The sequence below is a fragment of the Limnoraphis robusta BA-68 BA1 genome (genome assembly GCF_034932365.1).
Classification (GTDB): Bacteria; Cyanobacteriota; Cyanobacteriia; order Cyanobacteriales; family Microcoleaceae; genus Capilliphycus; species Capilliphycus robustus.
Genome location: NZ_JAYGHR010000098.1, coordinates 15,506 through 36,955, shown reverse-complemented (window position 1 = coordinate 36,955; position 21,450 = coordinate 15,506). Strand labels below are relative to the sequence as shown.

The 21,450-nt window shown below is 41.0% G+C and carries 17 protein-coding genes; 7 read left to right on the top strand and 10 right to left on the bottom strand.

What is annotated here, in order from left to right; all coding sequences use genetic code 11:
* The first annotated feature begins 148 nt into the window (after window positions 1-148).
* Complete coding sequence (locus tag VB836_RS27995; RefSeq protein ID WP_323224522.1) at window positions 149-1,438, top strand: RNA-guided endonuclease InsQ/TnpB family protein; 1,290 nt, start codon at window positions 149-151, stop codon at window positions 1,436-1,438.
* 64 nt (window positions 1,439-1,502) lie between these two features.
* On the opposite strand, the gene VB836_RS27990 is transcribed toward VB836_RS27995, so the two are convergent.
* The 4 genes from VB836_RS27990 to VB836_RS27975 all read right to left on the bottom strand — a co-directional run bounded on the left by VB836_RS27990 (window position 1,503) and on the right by VB836_RS27975 (window position 7,660).
* Complete coding sequence (locus VB836_RS27990) at window positions 1,503-2,987, bottom strand: acyl-CoA synthetase (protein WP_323224520.1); 1,485 nt, start codon at window positions 2,985-2,987, stop codon at window positions 1,503-1,505.
* A 140-nt stretch (window positions 2,988-3,127) separates the two neighbouring features.
* Window positions 3,128-3,691 carry a hypothetical protein gene (locus tag VB836_RS27985; RefSeq protein ID WP_323224518.1) on the bottom strand — a complete coding sequence of 188 codons (564 nt, stop codon included), beginning with the start codon at window positions 3,689-3,691 and terminating at the stop codon, window positions 3,128-3,130.
* Window positions 3,691-5,076, bottom strand: a complete 1,386-nt coding sequence (locus tag VB836_RS27980) for an AAA family ATPase (RefSeq protein ID WP_323224516.1) — start codon at window positions 5,074-5,076, stop codon at window positions 3,691-3,693. Before VB836_RS27980 ends, VB836_RS27985 begins: the two co-directional genes overlap by 1 nt.
* 328 nt (window positions 5,077-5,404) lie before the next feature.
* A complete protein-coding gene (locus tag VB836_RS27975) occupies window positions 5,405-7,660 on the bottom strand; it encodes a DUF1796 family putative cysteine peptidase (protein WP_323224514.1) in 2,256 nt (751 codons plus the stop codon).
* Window positions 7,661-8,150: 490 nt separating this feature from the next.
* Between VB836_RS27975 and VB836_RS27970 the strand changes: the two genes are divergently transcribed.
* The gene (locus tag VB836_RS27970) at window positions 8,151-9,056 is read left to right on the top strand and encodes an alpha/beta fold hydrolase (RefSeq protein WP_323224512.1); all 906 of its coding nucleotides are present in this window, start codon (window positions 8,151-8,153) and stop codon (window positions 9,054-9,056) included.
* A gap of 182 nt (window positions 9,057-9,238) precedes the next feature.
* On the opposite strand, the gene gatC is transcribed toward VB836_RS27970, so the two are convergent.
* Both gatC and VB836_RS27960 read right to left on the bottom strand, forming a co-directional pair.
* Complete coding sequence (gene gatC / locus VB836_RS27965) at window positions 9,239-9,529, bottom strand: Asp-tRNA(Asn)/Glu-tRNA(Gln) amidotransferase subunit GatC (RefSeq protein ID WP_046280018.1); 291 nt, start codon at window positions 9,527-9,529, stop codon at window positions 9,239-9,241.
* A 95-nt stretch (window positions 9,530-9,624) separates the two neighbouring features.
* Window positions 9,625-10,146: a photosystem I assembly protein Ycf3 gene (locus tag VB836_RS27960; RefSeq protein ID WP_046280002.1), complete on the bottom strand. Its 522-nt coding sequence runs from the start codon at window positions 10,144-10,146 to the stop codon at window positions 9,625-9,627.
* Between the two features lie 473 nt (window positions 10,147-10,619).
* Between VB836_RS27960 and VB836_RS27955 the strand changes: the two genes are divergently transcribed.
* On the top strand, window positions 10,620-11,939 hold the full coding sequence (locus VB836_RS27955) for a hypothetical protein (RefSeq protein ID WP_323224510.1): 1,320 nt from the start codon (window positions 10,620-10,622) through the stop codon (window positions 11,937-11,939).
* A 49-nt stretch (window positions 11,940-11,988) separates the two neighbouring features.
* Here the strand turns inward: VB836_RS27955 and VB836_RS27950 are convergent, their stop codons facing one another.
* Complete coding sequence (locus tag VB836_RS27950; protein ID WP_323224508.1) at window positions 11,989-13,251, bottom strand: glycoside hydrolase family 10 protein; 1,263 nt, start codon at window positions 13,249-13,251, stop codon at window positions 11,989-11,991.
* A 78-nt stretch (window positions 13,252-13,329) separates the two neighbouring features.
* Between VB836_RS27950 and VB836_RS27945 the strand changes: the two genes are divergently transcribed.
* Window positions 13,330-14,043 carry a Uma2 family endonuclease gene (locus VB836_RS27945; RefSeq protein ID WP_235440977.1) on the top strand — a complete coding sequence of 238 codons (714 nt, stop codon included), beginning with the start codon at window positions 13,330-13,332 and terminating at the stop codon, window positions 14,041-14,043.
* A 7-nt stretch (window positions 14,044-14,050) separates the two neighbouring features.
* On the opposite strand, the gene VB836_RS27940 is transcribed toward VB836_RS27945, so the two are convergent.
* Together VB836_RS27940 and VB836_RS27935 are read right to left on the bottom strand one after the other, a co-directional pair.
* A complete protein-coding gene (locus tag VB836_RS27940; protein WP_323224504.1) occupies window positions 14,051-16,492 on the bottom strand; it encodes a PAS domain S-box protein in 2,442 nt (813 codons plus the stop codon).
* A gap of 48 nt (window positions 16,493-16,540) precedes the next feature.
* Entirely contained in the window at window positions 16,541-16,963 is a 423-nt protein-coding gene (locus VB836_RS27935) for a response regulator (protein ID WP_323224502.1), read from the bottom strand.
* 189 nt (window positions 16,964-17,152) lie between these two features.
* Here VB836_RS27935 and VB836_RS27930 point away from each other — a divergent pair, with 189 nt between their 5' ends.
* The 3 genes from VB836_RS27930 to VB836_RS27920 all read left to right on the top strand — a co-directional run bounded on the left by VB836_RS27930 (window position 17,153) and on the right by VB836_RS27920 (window position 20,839).
* Complete coding sequence (locus VB836_RS27930; protein WP_323224500.1) at window positions 17,153-18,292, top strand: sensor histidine kinase; 1,140 nt, start codon at window positions 17,153-17,155, stop codon at window positions 18,290-18,292.
* Complete coding sequence (locus VB836_RS27925) at window positions 18,292-19,521, top strand: response regulator (RefSeq protein ID WP_323224498.1); 1,230 nt, start codon at window positions 18,292-18,294, stop codon at window positions 19,519-19,521. Before VB836_RS27930 ends, VB836_RS27925 begins: the two co-directional genes overlap by 1 nt.
* 250 nt (window positions 19,522-19,771) lie before the next feature.
* Window positions 19,772-20,839: a putative bifunctional diguanylate cyclase/phosphodiesterase gene (locus VB836_RS27920; RefSeq protein WP_323224496.1), complete on the top strand. Its 1,068-nt coding sequence runs from the start codon at window positions 19,772-19,774 to the stop codon at window positions 20,837-20,839.
* Between the two features lie 143 nt (window positions 20,840-20,982).
* Here the strand turns inward: VB836_RS27920 and VB836_RS27915 are convergent, their stop codons facing one another.
* Window positions 20,983-21,360: a response regulator gene (locus tag VB836_RS27915; protein ID WP_323224494.1), complete on the bottom strand. Its 378-nt coding sequence runs from the start codon at window positions 21,358-21,360 to the stop codon at window positions 20,983-20,985.
* Window positions 21,361-21,450: the final 90 nt, after the last annotated feature.

Here is a 21,450-nt window from a genome sequence, read left to right as displayed (position 1 = left end):
GTGCGGGAATCACCGACAGGTTTTGATCTCTGCACTTTACCTTCTTCCGCAAGAAGGCTCCCGCCATAATTTTCAATTTGGCGGTGAGATGAATTGCGGTCAGGATGTATTATGTTAGAATTATTTATGTCAAACATAGCAACGTAAAATGCTGGTATTTGAGGCAAAACTTGAGGGAGAAAAGCAACAGTATGAAAAGCTTGATGAAGCTATTCGTACTGCACGCTTTATCCGCAATTCTTGCGTCGGATACTGGATGAAAAACAAGGGGATTGGGCGGTATGAACTGAGTGCTTATTGCAAGGTTCTCGCTCATGAATTCCTTTGGGCGAATAAGCTCAACTCTATGGCTCGTCAAGCTTCTGCTGAACGAGCTTGGAGTTCTATTGCTCGGTTCTACGACAACTGTAAGAAGAAAGCGGCTAAGAAGCGGTGCGACCTCGCGGCTTCGCAAGCCGCTAGAGGAAGCGCACCAAGAGAAGGTTTCCCTAAGTTTAAGAAGCATCAAACACATGGTTCTGTTGAGTACAAAACCTGTGGCTGGAAACTGTCGGAGGATAGAAGAACTATCACCTTCACCGATGGCTTCAAAGCTGGAAGCTTCAAGATGTGGGGAACCCGTGACTTGCACTTCTACCAGTTGGAACAAATCAAGCGAGTTCGAGTAGTCCGTCGTGCAGATGGATACTACGTTCAGTTTTGCCTTAATGTTGAGCGAGTTGAGAAGAGAACGCCAACCCAGAAGAATATTGGGTTGGATGTTGGATTGACCCACTTCTACACCGATTCTGACGGGCAAACAATCGAGAATCCCCGTCACTTGAGAAAGTCCGAGAAAGCCCTGAAACGTTTGAACAAGAGACTTTCTCGAACGCAAAAAGGCTCGAAAAATAGAGCCAAGAGCAGAAACCGCTTGAGCAGAAAACACCTCAAGGTAAGCAGGCAGCGTAAAGATTTTGCCGTGAAATTGGCAAGATGCGTCATCCAGTCTAACGACTTGGTTGCCTACGAGGACTTGCAGGTGCGGAATATGGTCAAAAACAAGAAGCTGGCTAAGTCTATATCCGATGCTGCATGGTCTGCGTTCCGTCAATGGTTGGAATACTTCGGCAAGGTGTTCGGGGTGGTGACGGTCGCCGTTCCACCTCACTACACCAGTCAAAACTGTTCCAACTGCGGGGAAGTCGTCAAGAAGTCTTTGAGTCAAAGAACACATCGTTGTGATCACTGTGGGTTCGTACTAGACCGAGACTGGAACGCGGCTATCAACATACTTGAAATTGCACTTCGTACCGTGGGGCACACGGGAACCAACGCCTCTGGAGACATCGACCTCTACTTGGGTGAGGCAACTCTTCCAAGCAAGTCGAGTCGTGGAAAGAGGAAGCCCAAAGAGCAATCTTTGGAATCCCCCACTATATTCGGTACTCCGAATTAGTGGTGGGAGGATGTCAACGTAAAGACATTATAATGCTAATCGCAGATGAAAGAACAATCCGATCTCAGTGAAATAGCTTGGCGACGTTAGGCTTGGTTACTTTTCCCATCGCGTTGCGCGGTAATTCTTCCACCGCTATAATTTTGCTCGGAACTTTGTAGGTAGCCAATTGTTCTTTCGCCCAACTTCTGAGGGTTTCTAAGGTTAAATGAGTTCCTGATTTTAAGACTAAAGCGGCACAAACTCTTTCACCCCATTCGGCATCTTCCACTCCCACAACTGCACAATCTTGAATATCACAATGAGTTCGTAAAACTTCCTCAATTTCCAAAGCTGAAACTTTATAACCGCCTGTTTTAATAATATCTACACTGATTCGACCTAAAATGCGATAGTTCTCATTTTCTAATACGGCTAAATCACCTGTACAAAACCAACCGTCGCGAAATGCTTTTATAGTTGCTTCGGGTTTTTGCCAATATTCAAGAAACACAGTTGATCCTTTAACTTTAATTTCTCCCGGTGTTCCTGGAGTGACTAATTCTCCACTTTCATCGACTAATCTAACTTCGACTTGCGGTAAAGGTTTCCCGACAAATCCTGCTAATCTTTCACCGTGCAGAGGATTAGATAAAGCCATGCCGATTTCAGTCATTCCGTACCGTTCTAACAGAAAATGACCGCTAATGGTTTGCCATTTTTTCAAGACTTGAACGGGTAAAGCGGCTGATCCTGAAACCATCAAGCGCATTTTAGCACAACCCGAGGAGATTTTTTGTTGGCGATCGCGATCTGAATTTTCCCAAGCGGCTATTAACTTGACATAAATTGTGGGTACTGCCATAAATAAAGTTAAATCCCCTTGGCTAATGCGATCGCTAACGATTTCTGCATCAAACTTCGGTAAAATATGACACTCTGCACCACTCCACAACGCGCAAGTTAACACGTTAATAATGCCATGAATGTGATGCAAAGGTAAGACGTGTAGAATGCGATCGTCTGCCGTCCATCCCCAAGCCGAAACTAAGCTAGTTACTTGTGCTTGAATATTTTGATGTGTGCTAACAACTCCCTTGGGTTTTCCTGTTGTACCGCTTGTATAAAGGATTAATGCGCGTCTAGTGATCTCAATTTCTGGAAGTAAACTGACATTTTCAGGAAGCGTTTCTGATGTTAAAATAAATCGTATATTTCGCTCTTCAGCGATCGGGCGTAATAGTGTTTCAAAACTCGGATGTGCAATAATAATTGATGCGCCTGAATCTGCAATTACATAGTCTAACTCGGGTTTGGGATGGGAAACACACAAAGGTACAGCTATCCCACCCGCACGCCAAATTCCCCATTGTGTCGCCACATACTGAAATCCCGAAGGAATCAAAAAGGCCACTCGCTGTTCTTGTAAATCGTCTTGATTTTCGAGAAGTTGGGTAGCAATTTGAGCCGAAGTTTGGAGCAAATTATGATAGGTAAATGTTCCTTCAGTGGCGACAATGGCGATTTTGTTTGGGTTTTGTTGGGCGCGATCAATGAGTGGGAGGTTCATGTTAGTTCATCAGTTTATTTCGTTAAAATCAAGGATATCATTGCTCGAGACTGTCTGACTTATCAAAGTTGCTGCGTTATCCAGCACTAAACAAACTTCTAATGTTACCGTTAGGCGGCAGCTATCACCAATAGCCTAAACTATATCAAATGATCAAATTGAAGGCGATTCGGGGACTTAATCTTCAGCATCCGATCTGGACGAGCGTGAATATCAGTTTTTCGCTCAAAGCGTGTTTTTGTCTTGGAAATGCTGATGTTACCGATACTAACGAAACGATATTGATAATCATCAAGGAAGTTCTGTTTATGCCAAAATGCTTTACCAATTTCTTGGCAATAGATAACAAAACACTGCGTTCCTTTAAGTTGCTGAATAATTTTTTGCTCTAAGTCTTTCTTTTTCTTCATCTCAATACAAAGGATGATTTTTTCTGGGTCAGTATCCGTAATGATGACAAAATCTGCACGTTTACACTCGCCTTTCGATCCATTAAATATTTCCCTTGGATCTACAAAACTATCTGACTTGATAATAATAACCCGATCAGGTTGAGGCATTCCATCAATTGTTACAGAATAAAGATTCTTTTCTTCGAGTGTGACTGAATATTTGAAACGCTTTCCCTCCTGTCGTTCTTGCAGTTTTACTGTGGCGGTTTCTTTGATCATCTTTTTAAGGATAGCAATATCAGAATCAGACATTAATCCTTACCCCAAACGATCGCTTCTTGAATGCGGTTCATCGTTTCAATGGTTGGATCAAAACTGCGAGCTTCAATACCTAATTCTGGGTCGATATCTGCGGGTGTCAGAGTTTGGCATTTAGTTTTTTTGGTTTTCCCCTCTATTTTTATCGATGCTTCTTCGGCGATATAAACTTTGATTTTTTCGGAAGAGATAAGTTCTTCTGCTCGATAACCTTCTGCTTCAGCAATTCGTTTGAGATGGGGTTTATCATGGTTGAGCATGATTAATGTATTTAATTCTTTAATAATATAATCACTGTGGGTTGTAATAAAAACTTTAATACCAAGGTTAATTAATCTCGCGAAAAGCCGTGCAACACGACGCTGGTTTTCCGGGTGTAGATTTAATTCAGGTTCATCTACCATCAGTAAATCGCCAAGTTGCGCCTCATGTCTGAGGTAAAAACCAATATCTAGCAAAGAACGCACAGCACTAGAACTTTCATCGATAGAAAGCTTTACCCGTTTACCCTTGGGTACATAATACAGCTCATCGTTGCGAGTGACGGTGTACTCGCCACCAATAATGTCGGCAAAATCTGTCAATATATCGGGATGGTTTTCGGCAATAAAACTACTTTTTTTGAAAATTGTTGCCAGTTCTCGCGTAAAATCAACATTTGTTTTTATTGGTAGGGCATAATCCTGATAGACCTTGAATAAAAGCTCAATTGGATTGATATTCTTCTCAGCTTGACCCATTTCTTCAACCAAGCGATTACGGGCAAAATTCAACTCTTTACGAAAAATAGCAGCGCCCGTTCGTTCCGCGCTGGCGATCAAAGTGCGAGGGATAATTTGAGCAAAAATTATATCTTTCAGTGCATCAGAAATGGTGCGGTTCAGTATATCTATGGGGATTTTTGCCTTGTCTTTCTCAACGAGTAGAGTAACGACTAATTCTCGACTTTCTTCACTTTTTGTCATCGAGAATATTTCCACATTAGCCGATCCGATTGTCAGTTCAAAATAAGGTGTAAAACTAATATTTTGAATGTCTAGGCTTACCTGAAATTCTGTTTTTTTAAATCGTTCCTTCGGAGCTGCAAAAATATTGGGTAATTGCTGACTATAGGCTTGACACGCTTGATCAACAATCTGAGGCGACTGTTTTACATATTCTTGTAGATCAAGACGAATTACGCCGTCAGCAAGCAGTTGCTCGATCTTATCGTCGTCTATTTTGAGCGAAAAAATCCGCCGCCAATGATATAAAAAGCCAAACAAAGCGTAAGTAGCGTAGGTTTTACCCGTATTGTTGCAGCCACAAATGATTGTCAAGTCGCCAAGGGTATATTCGGCTTGTTTTAAAGCCCCAAGATTTTTGACTTTGATTTTCATTGCCCTATTCCTTTAGCGATCTTCCTGACGATTACTCTACATCTATACCTTATACCATGTCCGCTTGATTCATTCTGTTAGATCAATTTATACATCCTCATTGGCGATCGCAGACAAAGCAAACCGACTTCTTGCAATAGCTAGGAAAATCCGTTTCTTCATCCTAAAAATATGAGTTTTAATCAAAGTTATTCAAAATCACTACTTGTTTTATTTATGGCGATCGCAATAATCAATAGGTGTTAAAATTCTCAGCGATCGCGACTTCACTATTATCTATAAATAGCAAAGTGCGATCGCTTCCCCAAATGAACCCATCCTATTAATTTTATCTCAATTTAGCCTCATCTTTGGGAGGATTGGGCGGACACCAATATAAATTTTTACTCGATACGCCCAAGGATTCAAGAATTCCTCGCATTATATTTGTGCAGTGCATCCAATATTCCAAATCTTCATACATTTTGTCTGGATTGAACTCCAAATTATAATGCAGCACATGAGGAAGTTCTGAAAATTCGTCAGAAGATTGGGGAGAAATCAGCAAGACGCGGAATGGTTTTCCTTGACATTTTGCTGTCAATTTATCGACCAAATCGATCACATAATCGCGATTAGTAATACCCGCGCGAATAAACAGCGCTTCGTCACATTGTTGTAGCGTATACCAAAAGCGTTTCGCTCGCGCTGAGTAACGCACGCGCATTCGTTCATAGATAGGTGACATATCATTTAAGGGGTCGTCTGTTTCTTCCACTTCATGAGCGAAAGATAGCCCTGTCCATTTGCTATGATAGATTCTCCTTTCGTCGTGATTGTAATGTAAAAGGTTCGGGTTCCACATATCAGAAAAACCCGTTTCAATCATATCGGCTACATCTCCAAGATTGGTTGTTCGGGTTAGATCAAAGGGAAAAGCTGGCCCATCATATTCCATTTTGTATAACAACATTCTCGCCGCACAACGAGCGCCCAACGGAATAATCCCCACTCGGCTAATGTCTGATAATTTACATTTGTATTGAAAAATGACAGAGGATTGAGCGGGTACTTTGACTCGGCTTTCTAGTCCGTCTTTGCCAATGATCATCGTGCGAAAAGGCATATCGGGTTCTATTAAATCTTCATAAACACCCGATGGCATTTGTTTAAGGGCGCTGCGGACTTCTTTCCACATGGGGTGGATGTTATATTCGTGTTCTGATTCATTGATCACGCGCAGAGTTGAATCGCTTTCTTTCAACAGTCCTAAAAGTCCGTCGTAGTGTAAAACTTGTGAGACTTTGGGTGTCAAGAAATTGAAAGCTGCACTATATTCAATGTCAGCACCTGGGGGAATATTAACTAACGTTTCAATCGTCCCATCTTCTCGCACCCAAAAGAAGGGTAGCGTATTTTTTTCAATGGTTTTCGTGATATAAATACCAGGGATTAATCCGGCTTGACGTTGAATCGCTGTTTGGAGTTTTTTCCAGTCGCTCGTGATGCTGTAAGGATGTTTTGAAGTATTAATCACTCGCAAACTCTTTTCTTCCTGACAAGCAAATACATGGAAACCCCAATTATCGCGATAAATCGGGACTTCCTGCTTCTGATTCGAGAGTTGTTTTGCTTGAATTAATTTGTCTTTATCTATCTCGAATAAGCGAAGATCGATCTGATCGTACATCAGGCGGTGTCCTAAGCTGTTGGGATGAGCCGCGTCAAAGGAGATCCCCGGTTTCCAACGCCCCTCCCCATCATCTACAGCCTCCAGCCAATTCAGCACGGGAACACCCCAACTGAGCATCCGATTGTGCGTATCTCGCAACAGTAAATTATGTTCTAAGGTATAATCCCCGTTTGGGTATAGTCCTGCTAAAATGGGCATTGCTCCCAATTCTTTGGTCATTTTGACGAGTTGCTGCAATCCTCTTTCAAAACGGCGTTGCACCGCCCGTTGTTGGTGAGGTGGACAATAAGCCAACCCTTCGTTACCCAGAGAAAGGGCAATAATGACGATATCGGGTTGAGAGGGTGCGACGATCAAGGAAAACCTGTCAATTGTTGTGCTAACATTGGCACCCAGTTCGGATAGATTGACTAGGATGTGACCATATTTTTCATGCAAGGTTTGTTCCAAATGGCTTGTCCAGCCCCGCAATAACCATGAACTGCATCCTAATGCGACAGAACTCCCCACAACCGCGATTTTTAGACCTTGTTCTGCTTTGATGAGTGGCTTTTGGGCGAATGGTTCTTTAAAATATCCGTAAGGACAAGGCTGGACGTAACCGAACCAGCCATCTTCTACAATAATGGTGGACGGTGGTAGATTGGGTTCGAGCGGTATCCAACGGTCTGCTCCCCAAGCTTCCCATTCCACGCTATTGTCTGCACTGAGTCGAACGTATTTATAATTAATGCTTTGGTTATTGGGCGACTCTAACAATTCAATGTCTGCCCACCATAAAGGATAACTTTCAGCGCTGGTGCGTAGAGGTATGCAATTGTTTGCGTCCCACATTCCTAAGTCCTGAGTTGAACCGACGAGTCCGATGAATTCTCCGGTTTCTGTGTGCGCCCTTACCTGGAACCGATACATATATGTATGTCTCTTGATAATGTTTAAAAATACTATCTAGACAGAAAGGTTAAAAGTCAAAGGGAAAATGCAAACTGCGTATATCCCTTGTAATATTTAAAAATACTAGGCCAGACCGAACGGTTAAAGCGATTGAAAAATGCAAACTGCTTATCTAAAGAAATAATAGCTTGCGAAAGCATTTTTAGAATAGCACACTTAAGTCTGAATGTTTGTCTATCAGTATACCAAAGCCGTCGAGTGGATTTGTCCCGCACATAGAAATTTAGAGATGTTATTCCAAGTAGGATGTCAACATTCTGTAAAGCACAATTTCAATTCTTGGGTTTCCATAGAAAACTCGACAAATCTCCGAAACGTCAATGGGTTTGATAATGCAACAAACTTGTTCTCAAACTCTGTTTAGGGTTTTTGATCAATAGGCGGCTTTCCCAATACTCTTGTAACCCATTATCATGTGAGAGTAACACTGTTTACAAAAGTTTATCACATGACGCTTTCAACTGAAAAACCTCTTTCCAACTTTCCCCTAAACCTGCAAACCTGGCAATGGCGGGGACATTCCATCGAATACACGGTTCAAGGGAACGGACATCCTCTTGTTTTAGTGCATGGGTTTGGTGCTTCTATTGGACATTGGCGCCAGAATATTTCGGTATTGGCTGAAGGCGGTTATCGAGTTTTTGCGTTAGACTTACTTGGGTTTGGAGGTTCGGCTAAACCTGCGATTAATTATTCTTTGGAATTGTGGACTGAACTGTTGCATGATTTCTGGGCGGAACAGATTCAAGAACCGACTGTTTTTATCGGAAATTCTATCGGGGCGTTACTCAGTTTGATGATGGTGGCGGAATATCCCGAACTTTCCGCCGGGGCTGTTTTACTCAACTGTGCAGGCGGTTTAAATCATCGCCCAGAGGAGTTAAATTTGCCGTTACGATTGATTATGGGAACGTTTACTAAGATGGTGAGTTCTCCGGTTATTGGTTCGTTTCTGTTCAACCAAGTGCGTCAAAAACATCGCATTCGGAATACTTTGCGTCAGGTTTATGGGAATAAACAAGCGATTACTGATGAATTAGTTGAATTACTTTATACCCCTTCAAATGATCAAGGCGCTCAGAAAGTTTTTGCGGCGATTTTAACGGCTCCGGCTGGCCCCCATCCGACGCAATTATTACCAAAAGTCAAAAAGCCTTTATTAGTAATATGGGGCGAAGATGACCCTTGGACTCCGATAAAAGGGGCGAAAATTTATCAAGATTTAGTGGATGCGGGACAACCTGTTGAGTTTGTTTCTGTACCAAAAACGGGTCATTGTCCCCACGATGAACGCCCGGAAATTGTTAATCCCAAAATCTTGGATTGGTTGAAAACCGTAGAATTTAGTCTCTAATTATTTGAGGATGTTCGTCAGAAACCCGGTTAATTTAAAGAACTGGGTTTCTCCAAAATGTTCTCAATTGTCAGGGTTGAACTTGCGAGTACAGACAATAATATAGGGACTGCTTTCGGGAACAAAAAATAATTAAAATGGGACTAATGGGTAAGGGCAATTCATGAATTGCCCCTACATCTCTATTCTTCTTTTAAAATCCGGGGAACTTTAAAATAATCCCCATCAGCTTCCGGCGCACTTCCTAATAGAGAATCTCGGTTTTCATAGGGCTGTAATTGATCAACTCGGGTAATATTACTGACATCAATTGCTCGGGTTGTTGGCGGAACGTTTTCGGTGTCGAGTTCTTTAAGCTGTTCAAAATATTCTAAAATGCTGCCGAGTTCAGTTGTAAACTTTTCTTCTTCAGCAGCCGTGACTTCTAGCCGAGCTAAATGAGCAACTTTGCGGACTTGTTCGCGATCAATCATCATTAAATCAAGAGAAAAGAGTCAATCAGAAAACCAGAATTTTTCAGGGCTAATTGATGAAATTAGACAAGCCACTGAAATCAACAAAATCCAACTTAGAAATAGACATCAATATTGGAGCGTCCGGTGGTTTTGAGCCAATTTTGTGCTTCAATATAGTTATTGGGAGCGAGACGAATCGCTTGTACCCAATATTCAGCCGCTTGACGATAATATTCTTCAGCTTTGTCCCCATTTCCTTCCTCTTTTTCTTTTTCGGCTTGATAGTGAAAAATCACCGCAACATTATTCAAAGCTTGAGGCATCCGGGGATTAAGATCAATGGCTTGACGATAATATTCTAATGCCTTTTCATGTTCGCCATTACTGGTATGAATTAAGGCAATATTATAAAGAATGTAGCTGCGATCATAGGGATCATCTTCGAGCTTGAGGGCTTCATAGTAGTTGTCTAAAGCCTCTGCATATTCACCATCACCTTGAGCGGACATTCCATCCCGATAATAGGCGAAAGCTTCTTTAGCTTTTTGATTCGTGGGCATAATTTTGAGGATAATATCTGCCATCACCGTAAAGGTTTTATCGATAAAATTGTCGTTGCGTTGCGATCTTGGCATTGGCTCTAATCTCCAGTTTTAAGTGTTTTGTTATTCCCAGGATGAAACCGACTGGTCAACTTGAAGTCCCAAGGTTTTGAGACGAAAACCTCACGGTCTGATTCAGGTTAAAAACTACAACAAATCGAACTCTAAATGTTACAAATTAAAACAAACACTTAGATTTTTGATTGAGAGCTTTTCGGAGTTTAAGTGTATGACTTACATCTCCGAGAGATCCCATCTAGCCTCAATTGGGTACTTTGTATGTTACCACAAAAAAAGCGCTCGGTTGAATAGCCTCCGGGCTGGCTTTGAAGGCGGCTCTAGAAAAGAGTCAGTCCCAATTCCCGCTCCCGTTTAACCTCAACCTGCGTTCACGCTCTGAAAATAACCTATTCTCTACTGTAGCTCTCCATGAACTCTTTCTGAGTATTGCTGAAAAATCTATACTGTAAATAGATAGTGAATAGCTTGAGAGCGAAACAACGCCGATGATACCAAACCCTTCAATTATGAAAGCGGTTGAGCAGTTGGGCTATCGCGTCACCACCGGGGACGTAGCCGCCCAAGCCGGAATTGATGTTAATGTCGCTCAACAACAACTTCTAGCACTTGCTTCTGATGCAGGTGGACACCTGCAAGTTGCCGAGTCTGGGGAAATTGCCTTTCTATTTCCCCAGGATTTTCGTAGCATTCTCCGCAATAAATTTTTGCGGTTAAAATTGCAGGAATGGTGGGAAAAAGTTTGGCGGGTATTATTTTATCTCATCCGCATTTCCTTCGGGATTTTGCTGATTGTTTCTATTGTGCTAATTTTTGTTAGCATTGCCCTGATTTTGATGGCGGTTAATTCCAGTCGAGACGGTGATGATTCGGGCGGAAGTAGTGAGGGCGGAGGGGGAATATTCTTTGTTCCTCGCGTTTGGTTCGGCCCTAATTGGTATTGGTTTTTGTATTGGGATTATGATGATTATTCCTCCCATCGACGCCCGCGTGGGGGAACTTCCCAAACTGATCAATACAACTTTTTAGAATCGGTCTTTTCTTTCTTGTTTGGAGAGGGGAATCCGAATGCCAATTTAGAGGAATGGCGATGGAAAACGATTGCTACGTTAATTCGCAACAATCAAGGGGCAATTATTGCCGAACAAGTTGCACCGTATCTTGATGACATTAGCCGTCAAGAGGAAGAATACGAGGACTATATGTTGCCTGTTTTGACTCGGTTTAACGGCTATCCAAAAGTCAGTCCTGAAGGTGAATTTGTCTATCATTTTCCCGAGTTGCAAATGACAGCAACTCAATATCGTCCTCAACCGATTTCTAGTTATCTCAAAGAACAGTTGTGGAAATTTAGTCAAGCGAGTTCGGGTCAACTCATGTTAGCGGCAGGTTTAGGAGTTGTTAACATTGTCGGTGCGATCATTTTGGGTAGTTTATTACGAGAGGGTACGATTGCTCAAACCCTGGGAGGATTAGTCGCATTTGTTGAGGGAATTTTTCCAGTTTTATTGGTTTATGGCATTGGATTTTTAACCGTTCCTTTGGTGCGTTATCTATTGATGAAATGGCGCAACGCTAGAATAGAAGTCCGCAATCATCACCGACAAGAACGAGTCGCTTTGTTAAATCAAGCTGATAATTCTGTACAGCAAAAACTGAGCTATGCTCGTCAGTTTGCTGCCGAAACAGTGATCACTCAGAAAGATTTAGCCTACACGACCGAATCGGATTTGATTGAACAAGAACTTGAACAAACGGATAAAATTGATGCTGAATGGCAAAAACGATTGAATGAATCTAATTCTTGAATTTTCAGGGTTTGAGTTTGAATCAGTGACATGAATTAATCCTAGAACGTTAGGAGGGCGAAGGCGAAAATAAAGTTTGAAACACTCTCCGACGTTCTCTGGGTGCATCTGGAGTCAAATAACTCCACAACGTTTCCCAGTAAAAAAATGAAATTCCTTTAAATTTGCGCTCGCGAACGTCTTGAACTTGTTGCTGAATTTGTTTGATCTCAACAGCGTGTGATAATGTTCCGCTTAAAATGCCAATCCCTACAGGAATTTTACGCCGAACTTCCTTGACTGCCGGATCTTCTAACTCCTTTAAAAAGGCTTTGGGACTGTCTCGATAGACTTGCAAGATTAACTCTTCTATTAAACCCTGTTTAACCCAGGTTGGCCAGTCTTGTAGCGATTCATTATAAGCAAATTCGCTCGGGTTTGGGGCGAGAGAAATCATACAGTCAGGTTTCACTGATTTTATCCGATCATGTAAGGTTTTCATAAAGGCTGTGATTTTATCCGCCCGCCAACGCATCCACTCGGGATCGGCGGGATTTTTCGGAGGAAGTTTACCCTCATGTTCTTGTTTATAAAGTTTGCGGGTAAACCAATCATAACCAAGTTCAATGGGCATTCCAAAGTTATCATCAAATTGTATCCCATCGATATCATATTTGATCACCACTTCAATAATTAAATCTTCTATAAATCTCTGAACTTCAGGATGAAAGGGATTTAACCACAAATTTTTAATACCAAACCAGCCAGCAGTTCGATTACTGGCGGGATAATTTGGAAGTAAAGCATCTTCTAATTCCTTGAGAGAGGGAATAGCTGAAAATTGATAACTTTGCGGTAAAGTAATCCATTCGGGATGGCGTTGAACCAGTTGAGAATTTATCGGTGCCATCAACCCATATTCAAACCAAGGAATGACTCTTAAATCTCGTTGTTTCCCTTTGCTAACAATCTCTGATAAAGTATCTTTTCCTAAGTGCATTAAATTCAGGAGTCTATCTTGAAAACGTCCTGTGACTCGACGAGCGCTTGCACTAGGATAGAAAGTGGTTCCTCGGTTCCAGATGACTGGATAAATGGTATTAAAATTTAATTGTGAAAGTTGATCTAATGCTCGTTGAATTCCACCCGGTAAAAATAAAACTCCACTGTTGACATTGGTAATCCAAACGCCTCTAATTTCATCACGAGCGGCAACAGAACTTTGAGAGATTTCTGCTGGATAAAAGCTTGTCCAAGTCAGGGAAAAGATCAAGCATAAACTAAAAAAAATAAAAGTTAATAGATCAATGGGCTTTCGTCTTTTTCTGATCATTCTTTAGTCTTGTGTTGATGAATATATTTTACTCTATAATAGAGCAAAGATTAGCTTGTTTTGTTCAACTCACGACTGATGACTAATATGACAGCCATCTCACACACACAGAAAAGAAATGTTTCCATTCCTCCTTTAGAAAATGGAGACTCCCTAACGCGCCCCGAATTTGAGCGACGCTATAGCACTATGCCTCACATTAAAAAAGCTGAACTGATTGAAGGAATTGTTTATATGGCTTCACCTTTACGATTTGAACCTCATGCTGAACCTCATGCTGATTTAATGATTTGGTTAGGGACTTACAAAATATCAACTCCTGGTGTTCGTTTGGGCGATAATCCTACAGTGCGATTAGATCTTGATAACGAACCCCAGCCTGATATTGTTTTGCTGATTGATAGCCAATATGGGGGACAATCTCGCCTGAGTGATGATGGTTATATTGAGGGCGCACCGGAACTCATTGCTGAGATTTCTGCGAGTACGGCAACGATTGATTTAAGAGATAAAAAACGGGCTTATCGTCGCAATGGCGTAAAGGAATATATTGTTTGGCAAGTCAGCGATCATAAATTGGATTGGTTTGTTTTAGAAGACGGAGATTATATTTCCCTCATGCCCGAAAATGAAATCATTCGCAGTCGGATATTTCCGGGATTGTGGTTAGCTGTTTCAGCACTTTTAGCCGGAGAAATGTCTCAAGTTATCAACACCTTGCAAACGGGGTTAGCCTCAGCCGAACATCAAGCTTTTCAACGGCAATTAATCACCGCTCATAATCCAGAATAATCTAACATTAAAGAATCAATTCTTGTGCAGTTATCCCGGAATTTTTTGACATCGGAATTGTAAAATAAAACGTTGAACCTTGATCAACTTCTGACTCAACCCAAATTCGCCCGCCATGACGTTCAACAATTTTTTGACAAATCGCCAAACCCATACCCGTTCCTCGATATTCCTGAGTATGATGTAAGCGTTGAAAAATCTTAAAAATTCGCTCAAAATGTTCGGATTTAATCCCAATTCCATTATCTCGCACGCTAAAACACCATTCTCCGGGTAAGGATTGAACGGCAATTTCAACTTGAGGTAAAATCTGAGGATGACAATATTTGATGGCATTACAAATCAGATTTTGTAGCAAGAGCACTAACTGTTGTTCATCGGCAATCACTGTCGGTAATGGAGCCAAATGAATAGTAGCATTATATTCGGCGATCGCTATTTTGAGATTCTGCAAAACTTGCTGTAAAACTTGATGACAATCTATCAGTTTAAAATTTCCTTTGCTCTTACTGGTTCCCACTTGCGAGTAAGCCAATAAATCGGTGATCAGTTGTTGCATTCTGCTGGCAGAATCCACGATATAATGAATATAAGTCTGAGTATCTTCATCGAGATTATCCTGATATTTATGAGCCAATAACTGGGAGAATAAACTCACCATTCTCAAGGGTTCTTGTAAGTCGTGAGACGCCACATAAGCAAACTGTTCAAGTTCACGGTTCGACAGAAGTAACTCTCGGTTGAGAGTAAACAATTGTTCTTCAGCTTGTTTGCGTTCAGTAATATCAATACAGGAACCAATATATCCTGAAAAATGATCATCTTGAGTCACTCGAGGAACAGCTTGGTTTAAAATCCAGCGATATTCTCCATCCCAACGTTTCAGACGAAACTCCATGATAAAATGCTCTCGCTGTTGAAGTCTCAAAGAACAACTCTCCAGCAAATATCGAGCATCATCGGGATGTACGGTAGCAAGCCAGCCTTTTCCTAATTCTTGATCTAAAGTTCGTCCAGTAAAATCTAGCCAAACTTGATTCAAAAAAGTACATTCACCCTCAGCATTAGCCATCCAAATTAACACAGGCGCACTATTTGCCATTAACCGAAAACGTTCTTCACTTTCCCGCAAAGCTTCTTCTATTTGTTTGCGTTCGGTAATATCAATCATATAGCCGATAACCTCAGTCGATTGATGGGTTTGATCTCGAATTAACTTCACTTCATCCCGTATCCAGCGATAAGTACCATTTTTGTGCAGAAATCGGTATTCTAGAATATCCGTTTCTGTTTCTGAAATCTGTAATAACTGATTAAACGTTTTTTCAAAATCTTCTCGATGAAGATGATTCGCCCAAAATCGAGAATTTTCCACAAATTCCCAAGCCTGATAACCTGTAATCGAATAAATCGTTTGACTCATGTAAGTCGCGCCATAATCTTCGCTTGGTTTGCAGGTATAAATCGCGCCGGGACTTGAACTCAGCAAAAATTGAAGTCGTTCTTGAGTCACATTTAATTGATTTTCAATCAGGCTACATTTGCTAATTTCAGACTCTAAATTTCGATTAATCTGTTGAAGTTGAGCGGTTCGCTCTTGAACTCGTTGTTCGAGTTCGTGATTGAGTTTTTGTATTTCTGCTTCGGTTTGTTTGCGAGTTGTAATGTCTTCCAGTATCGCAATAAAATAAGCAGGTTTGTTACTGACATCTCGAACTAATGAGACAGACAGATGAACCCACACTTGAGTCCCTTCTTTGTGAAGCAAACATCTTTCTAAGCAACAACTAGAAATTTCTCCGCTTAAAAGACGATCAACAGAATTAGAAGCATGAATGAGACGATCAGAATCAGTGAGATCTTGACATCTCAGTTGCAGCAATTCCTCACGACTGTAGCCCACCAGATCACATAACGTCTGATTAACTCGCAACCATTCACCTTGAAGTCCGACGTGAGCAATACCGATAGCAGCTCGTTCAAAAGTCGCTCGAAATAGTTCTTCAGAGTTCCTAAGAGCGGCTTCTGCTTGTTGGCGTTCTAAAATTTCTCGTTGTAGAGCAAGATTGGCTTCTTCTAACTGATAAGAACTCGGCACTGCTAAAATTTTAGGGATGTAAAACATCATCTGGAAAACTATCCAGCAAGAGATCAGGGCTGCCATTGCGTTGATCAGATTCAACCCTTGATTAAGCGCACACCACCCTATTAAAATAGCGACAACATGAGGGGTTGCTATCGAAATGCTCAGGAGGCTTAATAAGCCCATAATTTGTTTAAAGGGTGAATCTTTTCGCTGGCTTATCCAATAGCCTAATGTGAGGAATAATGAGCCTAAAGCTAGGGTAAAAAAAGCATCTGAAACTACAGATATTTTTGAGTCAAGGCTGAATTGAATTAAGATATTATTTGCAATTAAATAGAAATTAAAATCTGTTAATAAATTCATTGAAAACTTCATCATCAATTAGAATAGAGTTAAATCGGGTTTAAGGTTTTATCCTCTCAAGCTTTCAATCGCCCGGACAATCTGAGAAAATTGACTCAAATCGTAGGGTTTGGGAATGTAGTAGTTAGCCGGGAGATGATGACTTTTGAGGATCTCCTCATCGGCGACTGAAGTCGTCAGAACAATAACAGGAATTTGATTCAGACTGAGATTGGTTTTAATGGCTTCTAAAACTTCTCGACCATTTTTTTTAGGAAGATTCAAGTCAAGTAAAATAATATGGGGACGAGGAGCAGTTTTATAGGGATCTTGCTGATAGAGAAATGCCAGGGCTTCTTCTCCATCTCGAACAATGTGTATATGGTTCGGTATTGTTAAATTTTTCAGGGTTTCCTGAGTCAGAAAGATATCACCGGGATTGTCCTCAACCAAAAGAATTTCAAGACTGACCGGACAAGAGTTATAATTCATGTTAGACTTCCTTCCGTTTATTTTGAGAATCAGTTATGTACATCTAATATAGATTGAAGTGACCTCTGTGACCATCAATATTTGCCTCAACTGTCAAAAAAATAACTTTGCTCAGAGGTGAACCTCAAAAAACAGACAAAATCCTGATACCACCAATCCAGTCAATGTTTAAACATCTGTTCAATTCCAATGGATAATGAAATAGAAACAGTTACCATACAGTATAATATTCTAGATTTTGTTGCGGTTGGTTTATGTTTGCTGCGATCAGACTGGATCGTATTGTTTTGGAACCGCTACTTAGAACAATACACACAAATTCCCAAACAGCAGATTGTTGGAACTCCATTATTTGCTCATTTTCACCAACTGAACCCACAGAAATTTCACTCCTACGGCTATCAAGTCTTTCAGCAGGGAGGCTCAGTTCACTTTTCGGTACCCTTGAACGAGTGGAAAAGTTCCGCCTGTCACAGCAGAGAAGCGTCTTCTCTCGGACAAGTCTCGCTCACTCCCATCTCGGCGATCACAGGAGAAGGCTTTTATGGGTTGTTAACGCTGCAAAATTGTATTCCAACAGTTTCGAGGCGCTCTTACTCCTCAGCAAAATCTGACGAGCAACAACTTGAACTTGAACAGTTAATGGATCGGATCGCTCACGACTTACGAGAACCGTTGCGAATGGTTGTTAACTTTAGCCAGTTATTGAGACAACGCTATGGGGGAAAACTCGACTCTAGTGCCGATCAAATGATTCATTTTATGGTTGATGCGGCTGGACGAATGCAACAGATGATAGATGGGTTGTTAGTCTATTTTCGTCTGAAAATACGACATCAACCTCCCCAATTGATTGATGCTCATATCGCTCTACAAGAAGCAATCAATCATCTACAATCAGAGATTGTTCAAACTCAAACACAAATCAAGACCACCGCTTTACCCAAGGTAATAGCAGATAGCCCCCAACTCACTCAGTTATTCACAATTTTAATTGAAAATGCGATTAAATATTGCCGCGATCGCCCGCCAAAAATAGAAATAGCAGTTCAACTTCAAGCTGAAGTCTGGGTGTTTTCAGTTCAAGATAATGGCATTGGGATTGATGCCAAGGATTATGCTTGTATTTTTGAGATTTTTCAGCGTCTTCACTCTCAACGAGATTACCCTGGGATTGGCATGGGATTAGCGATCGCCAAAAGAATTGTTGAGTTACATCAGGGTTGTATTTGGGTTGATTCCCAAACTCAACAAGGCTCAATTTTTTATTTTACGATTCCTTGCTCTGTTCAAATAAACCCTCTATTGAGTTCATCGGAGAACCCTTGATGTATCAAGAATTAATTAAAATTTTATTAGTTGAAGATAATCCAGGAGATGCTTTTCTGATTCAAGAAAGTTTGAAAAAGCGGCATACAACCATGCACTTTAAAGTCACTCAGGTTGAACGATTGCAAGAGGCTTTTTTGAGTTTAGAGCAGGAAAATTTTGATATTATTCTGCTCGATTTATTTCTTCCCGATAGTCAAGGACTCGATACCTTTACCGGAATTTTGCCCAAAGCCAATCATTTACCTATTGTTGTTTTAACCGGGCTTAATGATGAAGAAATGGCGATTCAAGCCGTGCGACTCGGCGCCCAAGATTATCTAAAAAAAGAGCTAGTGATTGGAGATTTGCTCGTTTATTCTCTCTGCTACGCGATTGAACGAAAACGCACTCAAGAACAACTCAAACAACAAAAAATTCAGCTAGAAGCGGCCAATACTGAACTCGAAAGACGCACGCAACAATTAGAGTTTTTAAATGCCGAGTTAGAAGCTTTTAGTTATACGGTGTCTCACGATTTGAGATCGCCTTTATTAAGTATTGATGGGTTTAGCTGCTTTCTCGAAAAAGAGTATAGTGAACAACTCAATTCAAAGGGTATATCTTATATTAAACGCATTCGAGAAGCGGTTCAACGGATGGATAGATTGATTGAGAATTTACTGGGATTATCGCAAGTTCAAAAAAATCAGATGTGTATTCAACAAGTTAACTTAAGTGAGATTGTTGACGCAACTTATCAAGAGTTTAAACAGCAATATCCCGAACGTCCTGTTAATTTTATGATTACACCGAATCTCACCGTTCAAGGGGATAAGCAGCTTTTAAAGGTGGCTTTAGAAAATTTAATTGCGAATGCTTGGAAGTACACAGCTCAAGAAAAAATAGCTTCCATTCAATTTGGAGTTTTATCAGATCCTCAAACGATTTTAGACTCTGAACGAAAAATCCGATCCCCAATTTGCACCTCTCCAGTCAATTCTTCTCAACAGACTCTTCCTACCATTTACTTTGTGCAGGATAATGGCGTAGGTTTTGAGATGAGTCAAGTCGATCAACTCTTTAAACCCTTTCAACGCTTACATTCATCCCAAGAGTTTCCGGGGACAGGAATTGGTTTAGCAACCGTTCAACGAATTATTCACCGTCATCAGGGAAAAATTTGGGCGCAATCAGTTCTAGGACAAGGAGCTACATTTTACTTTACATTAAATTTAGATGTAGAGTGATATTATGATTCTCAATCATTCGATGAATCTAAGACCAATCAGAGAGATGAACAAGACTAAGATTAGAAGTATAAAAAACTTATAACTTTTCCTAATTTCTACGGATTTATAAAAGCCGCTTTTAAAGCTATGATTAGAGGAGGGTGATCGATAATGACCGGACAAGTGAACAAAAAAACCCATTTGTCATATTTTTTCCCATTTTCAGAGTAATGTAAACAAAACCCTCATTAAAATCTGGAGAACCCTCATGACCCTGATAAAAATACCCCATTCAAAGCCATCGAAACCTAACGCTGAGTTAGAGGCGACCTCTACAGCATCATTAGAAGATATTAACCAATTGATTAGTCACGAACTTCGCACACCGATCACCTCAATTCAAGCAGCATTGCGACTCTTACAAACCGGACAGCTTGGCAACTTATCTACCAAAGGCCGGCGTTTGTTAGACATTGCCCTCAATAACACAAACCGCTTGCTCCGTTTAACGCAAATCCTTGAAAATCAACCTCTATCCGCTTCTCTTTCATCACTCGAAGCTATCGAACGTTTTCGTCTAGAAAAAGACCTATACAAAGCCTTAAAGCAAGATGAATTTCTCCTGTTTTATCAACCCATTGTTTCTACCGAAAACGCTCAAATTACAGGATTTGAAGCCTTAATTCGCTGGCGACATCCTCGACGAGGTTGGGTGACACCCGCAGAATTTATTCCCCTAGCCGAAGAAATTGGACTCATTCAACTCATCGGAGACTGGGTACTGCATCAAGCTTGTCAGCAACTCGAAATTTGGCGACAGGAATTTCCCTTACATCCCTCTTTCAACATCAGTGTTAACCTCTCAACTCTCCAACTATCCGATCCGCTTTTGAGTGAACGAGTGCAGGAAATTTTACAACAGACTCACTTAGATGGCAAAAGCTTACAATTAGAGATTACAGAAAGTGCTTTTTTGGAAAATTCTACCATCGCGATCGCCAACTTGCAGAATTTAAAACAGCAAGGCGTTCGTTTACATATTGATGATTTTGGTACAGGTTACTCCAGCCTTTCTCGCTTACAAGACTGGCCGATTGATGTTTTAAAAATTGATAACTCTTTCGTCAGATCGGGCAAATGGAATATGATCCAAGCGATTATGATGCTTGCCAATAGCTTAAACGTAGAAGTCATAGCAGAAGGCGTCGAAACCGAACAAGATTGGGTTAAACTCCAGCAGTTGGGATGTCCCTATCTTCAAGGCTTTTTATTTTCACGTCCTGTAGATAGTCAAGCCGCGAGTCTCTTGCTATCCCAGCACTTTTCGAGTCATTGATACACCCATTAAAGAAAGCTCAATTCATGAGAAAATCTTTAAAAAAATGAGCTGATTATCAACCATTTTTTAGAATCAGTGCTATTCTTTTTGTTTCTCATAAAATTTCGCCTAAACTTCCTGATTTTTGCCTGACTTGAAGATCAGACGGACCAACCTAAAACCCTTGCTAATTGCTCGGCAAAACTGAGAGGATCAATCAATTTAGAGAGAACCGCCTTCACTCCCAGTTCAGTGTAACGGGGTTGCTCAGTCGCTTGCACTGTGGCAGTTAGGAGGACAACGGGGATATGCCGAGTTGCGGGATTTTGTTGCAATTGTTTGAAGGTTGCTGGCCCGTCCATCTCGGGCATCACGACATCTAAGATAATCGCATCAGGCTGAGAAGTCAGGGCTATCTCTAAGCCTTCTTGACCCGATCCTGCCGTGAACACTTCCCAACTACTACTCATTTCTAAACTCAATTGTAGCAGTTCCCGAATATCCTCCTCATCATCAATCACTAAGATTCGTCGTTTCATTTCTCTTAATTCATCTGTCATATTCTGTTGTATTTTCCTATAAAATGTGTGATTTTCTGCTCTATTATTAACTTAAATCAAGAATTGAAA

Bases quoted from the DNA above. Each gene is read 5' to 3' on its own strand.
- VB836_RS27995 (WP_323224522.1), top strand. From the start codon at position 149: ATGCTGGTATTTGAGGCAAAACTTGAGGGAGAAAAGCAACAGTATGAA.
- VB836_RS27990 (WP_323224520.1), bottom strand. From the start codon at position 2,987: ATGAACCTCCCACTCATTGATCGCGCCCAACAAAACCCAAACAAAATC.
- VB836_RS27985 (WP_323224518.1), bottom strand. From the start codon at position 3,691: ATGTCTGATTCTGATATTGCTATCCTTAAAAAGATGATCAAAGAAACC.
- VB836_RS27980 (WP_323224516.1), bottom strand. From the start codon at position 5,076: ATGAAAATCAAAGTCAAAAATCTTGGGGCTTTAAAACAAGCCGAATAT.
- VB836_RS27975 (WP_323224514.1), bottom strand. From the start codon at position 7,660: ATGTATCGGTTCCAGGTAAGGGCGCACACAGAAACCGGAGAATTCATC.
- VB836_RS27970 (WP_323224512.1), top strand. From the start codon at position 8,151: ATGACGCTTTCAACTGAAAAACCTCTTTCCAACTTTCCCCTAAACCTG.
- gatC (WP_046280018.1), bottom strand. From the start codon at position 9,529: ATGATTGATCGCGAACAAGTCCGCAAAGTTGCTCATTTAGCTCGGCTA.
- VB836_RS27960 (WP_046280002.1), bottom strand. From the start codon at position 10,146: ATGCCAAGATCGCAACGCAACGACAATTTTATCGATAAAACCTTTACG.
- VB836_RS27955 (WP_323224510.1), top strand. From the start codon at position 10,620: ATGATACCAAACCCTTCAATTATGAAAGCGGTTGAGCAGTTGGGCTAT.
- VB836_RS27950 (WP_323224508.1), bottom strand. From the start codon at position 13,251: ATGATCAGAAAAAGACGAAAGCCCATTGATCTATTAACTTTTATTTTT.
- VB836_RS27945 (WP_235440977.1), top strand. From the start codon at position 13,330: ATGACTAATATGACAGCCATCTCACACACACAGAAAAGAAATGTTTCC.
- VB836_RS27940 (WP_323224504.1), bottom strand. From the start codon at position 16,492: ATGAATTTATTAACAGATTTTAATTTCTATTTAATTGCAAATAATATC.
- VB836_RS27935 (WP_323224502.1), bottom strand. From the start codon at position 16,963: ATGAATTATAACTCTTGTCCGGTCAGTCTTGAAATTCTTTTGGTTGAG.
- VB836_RS27930 (WP_323224500.1), top strand. From the start codon at position 17,153: ATGGATAATGAAATAGAAACAGTTACCATACAGTATAATATTCTAGAT.
- VB836_RS27925 (WP_323224498.1), top strand. From the start codon at position 18,292: ATGTATCAAGAATTAATTAAAATTTTATTAGTTGAAGATAATCCAGGA.
- VB836_RS27920 (WP_323224496.1), top strand. From the start codon at position 19,772: ATGACCCTGATAAAAATACCCCATTCAAAGCCATCGAAACCTAACGCT.
- VB836_RS27915 (WP_323224494.1), bottom strand. From the start codon at position 21,360: ATGAAACGACGAATCTTAGTGATTGATGATGAGGAGGATATTCGGGAA.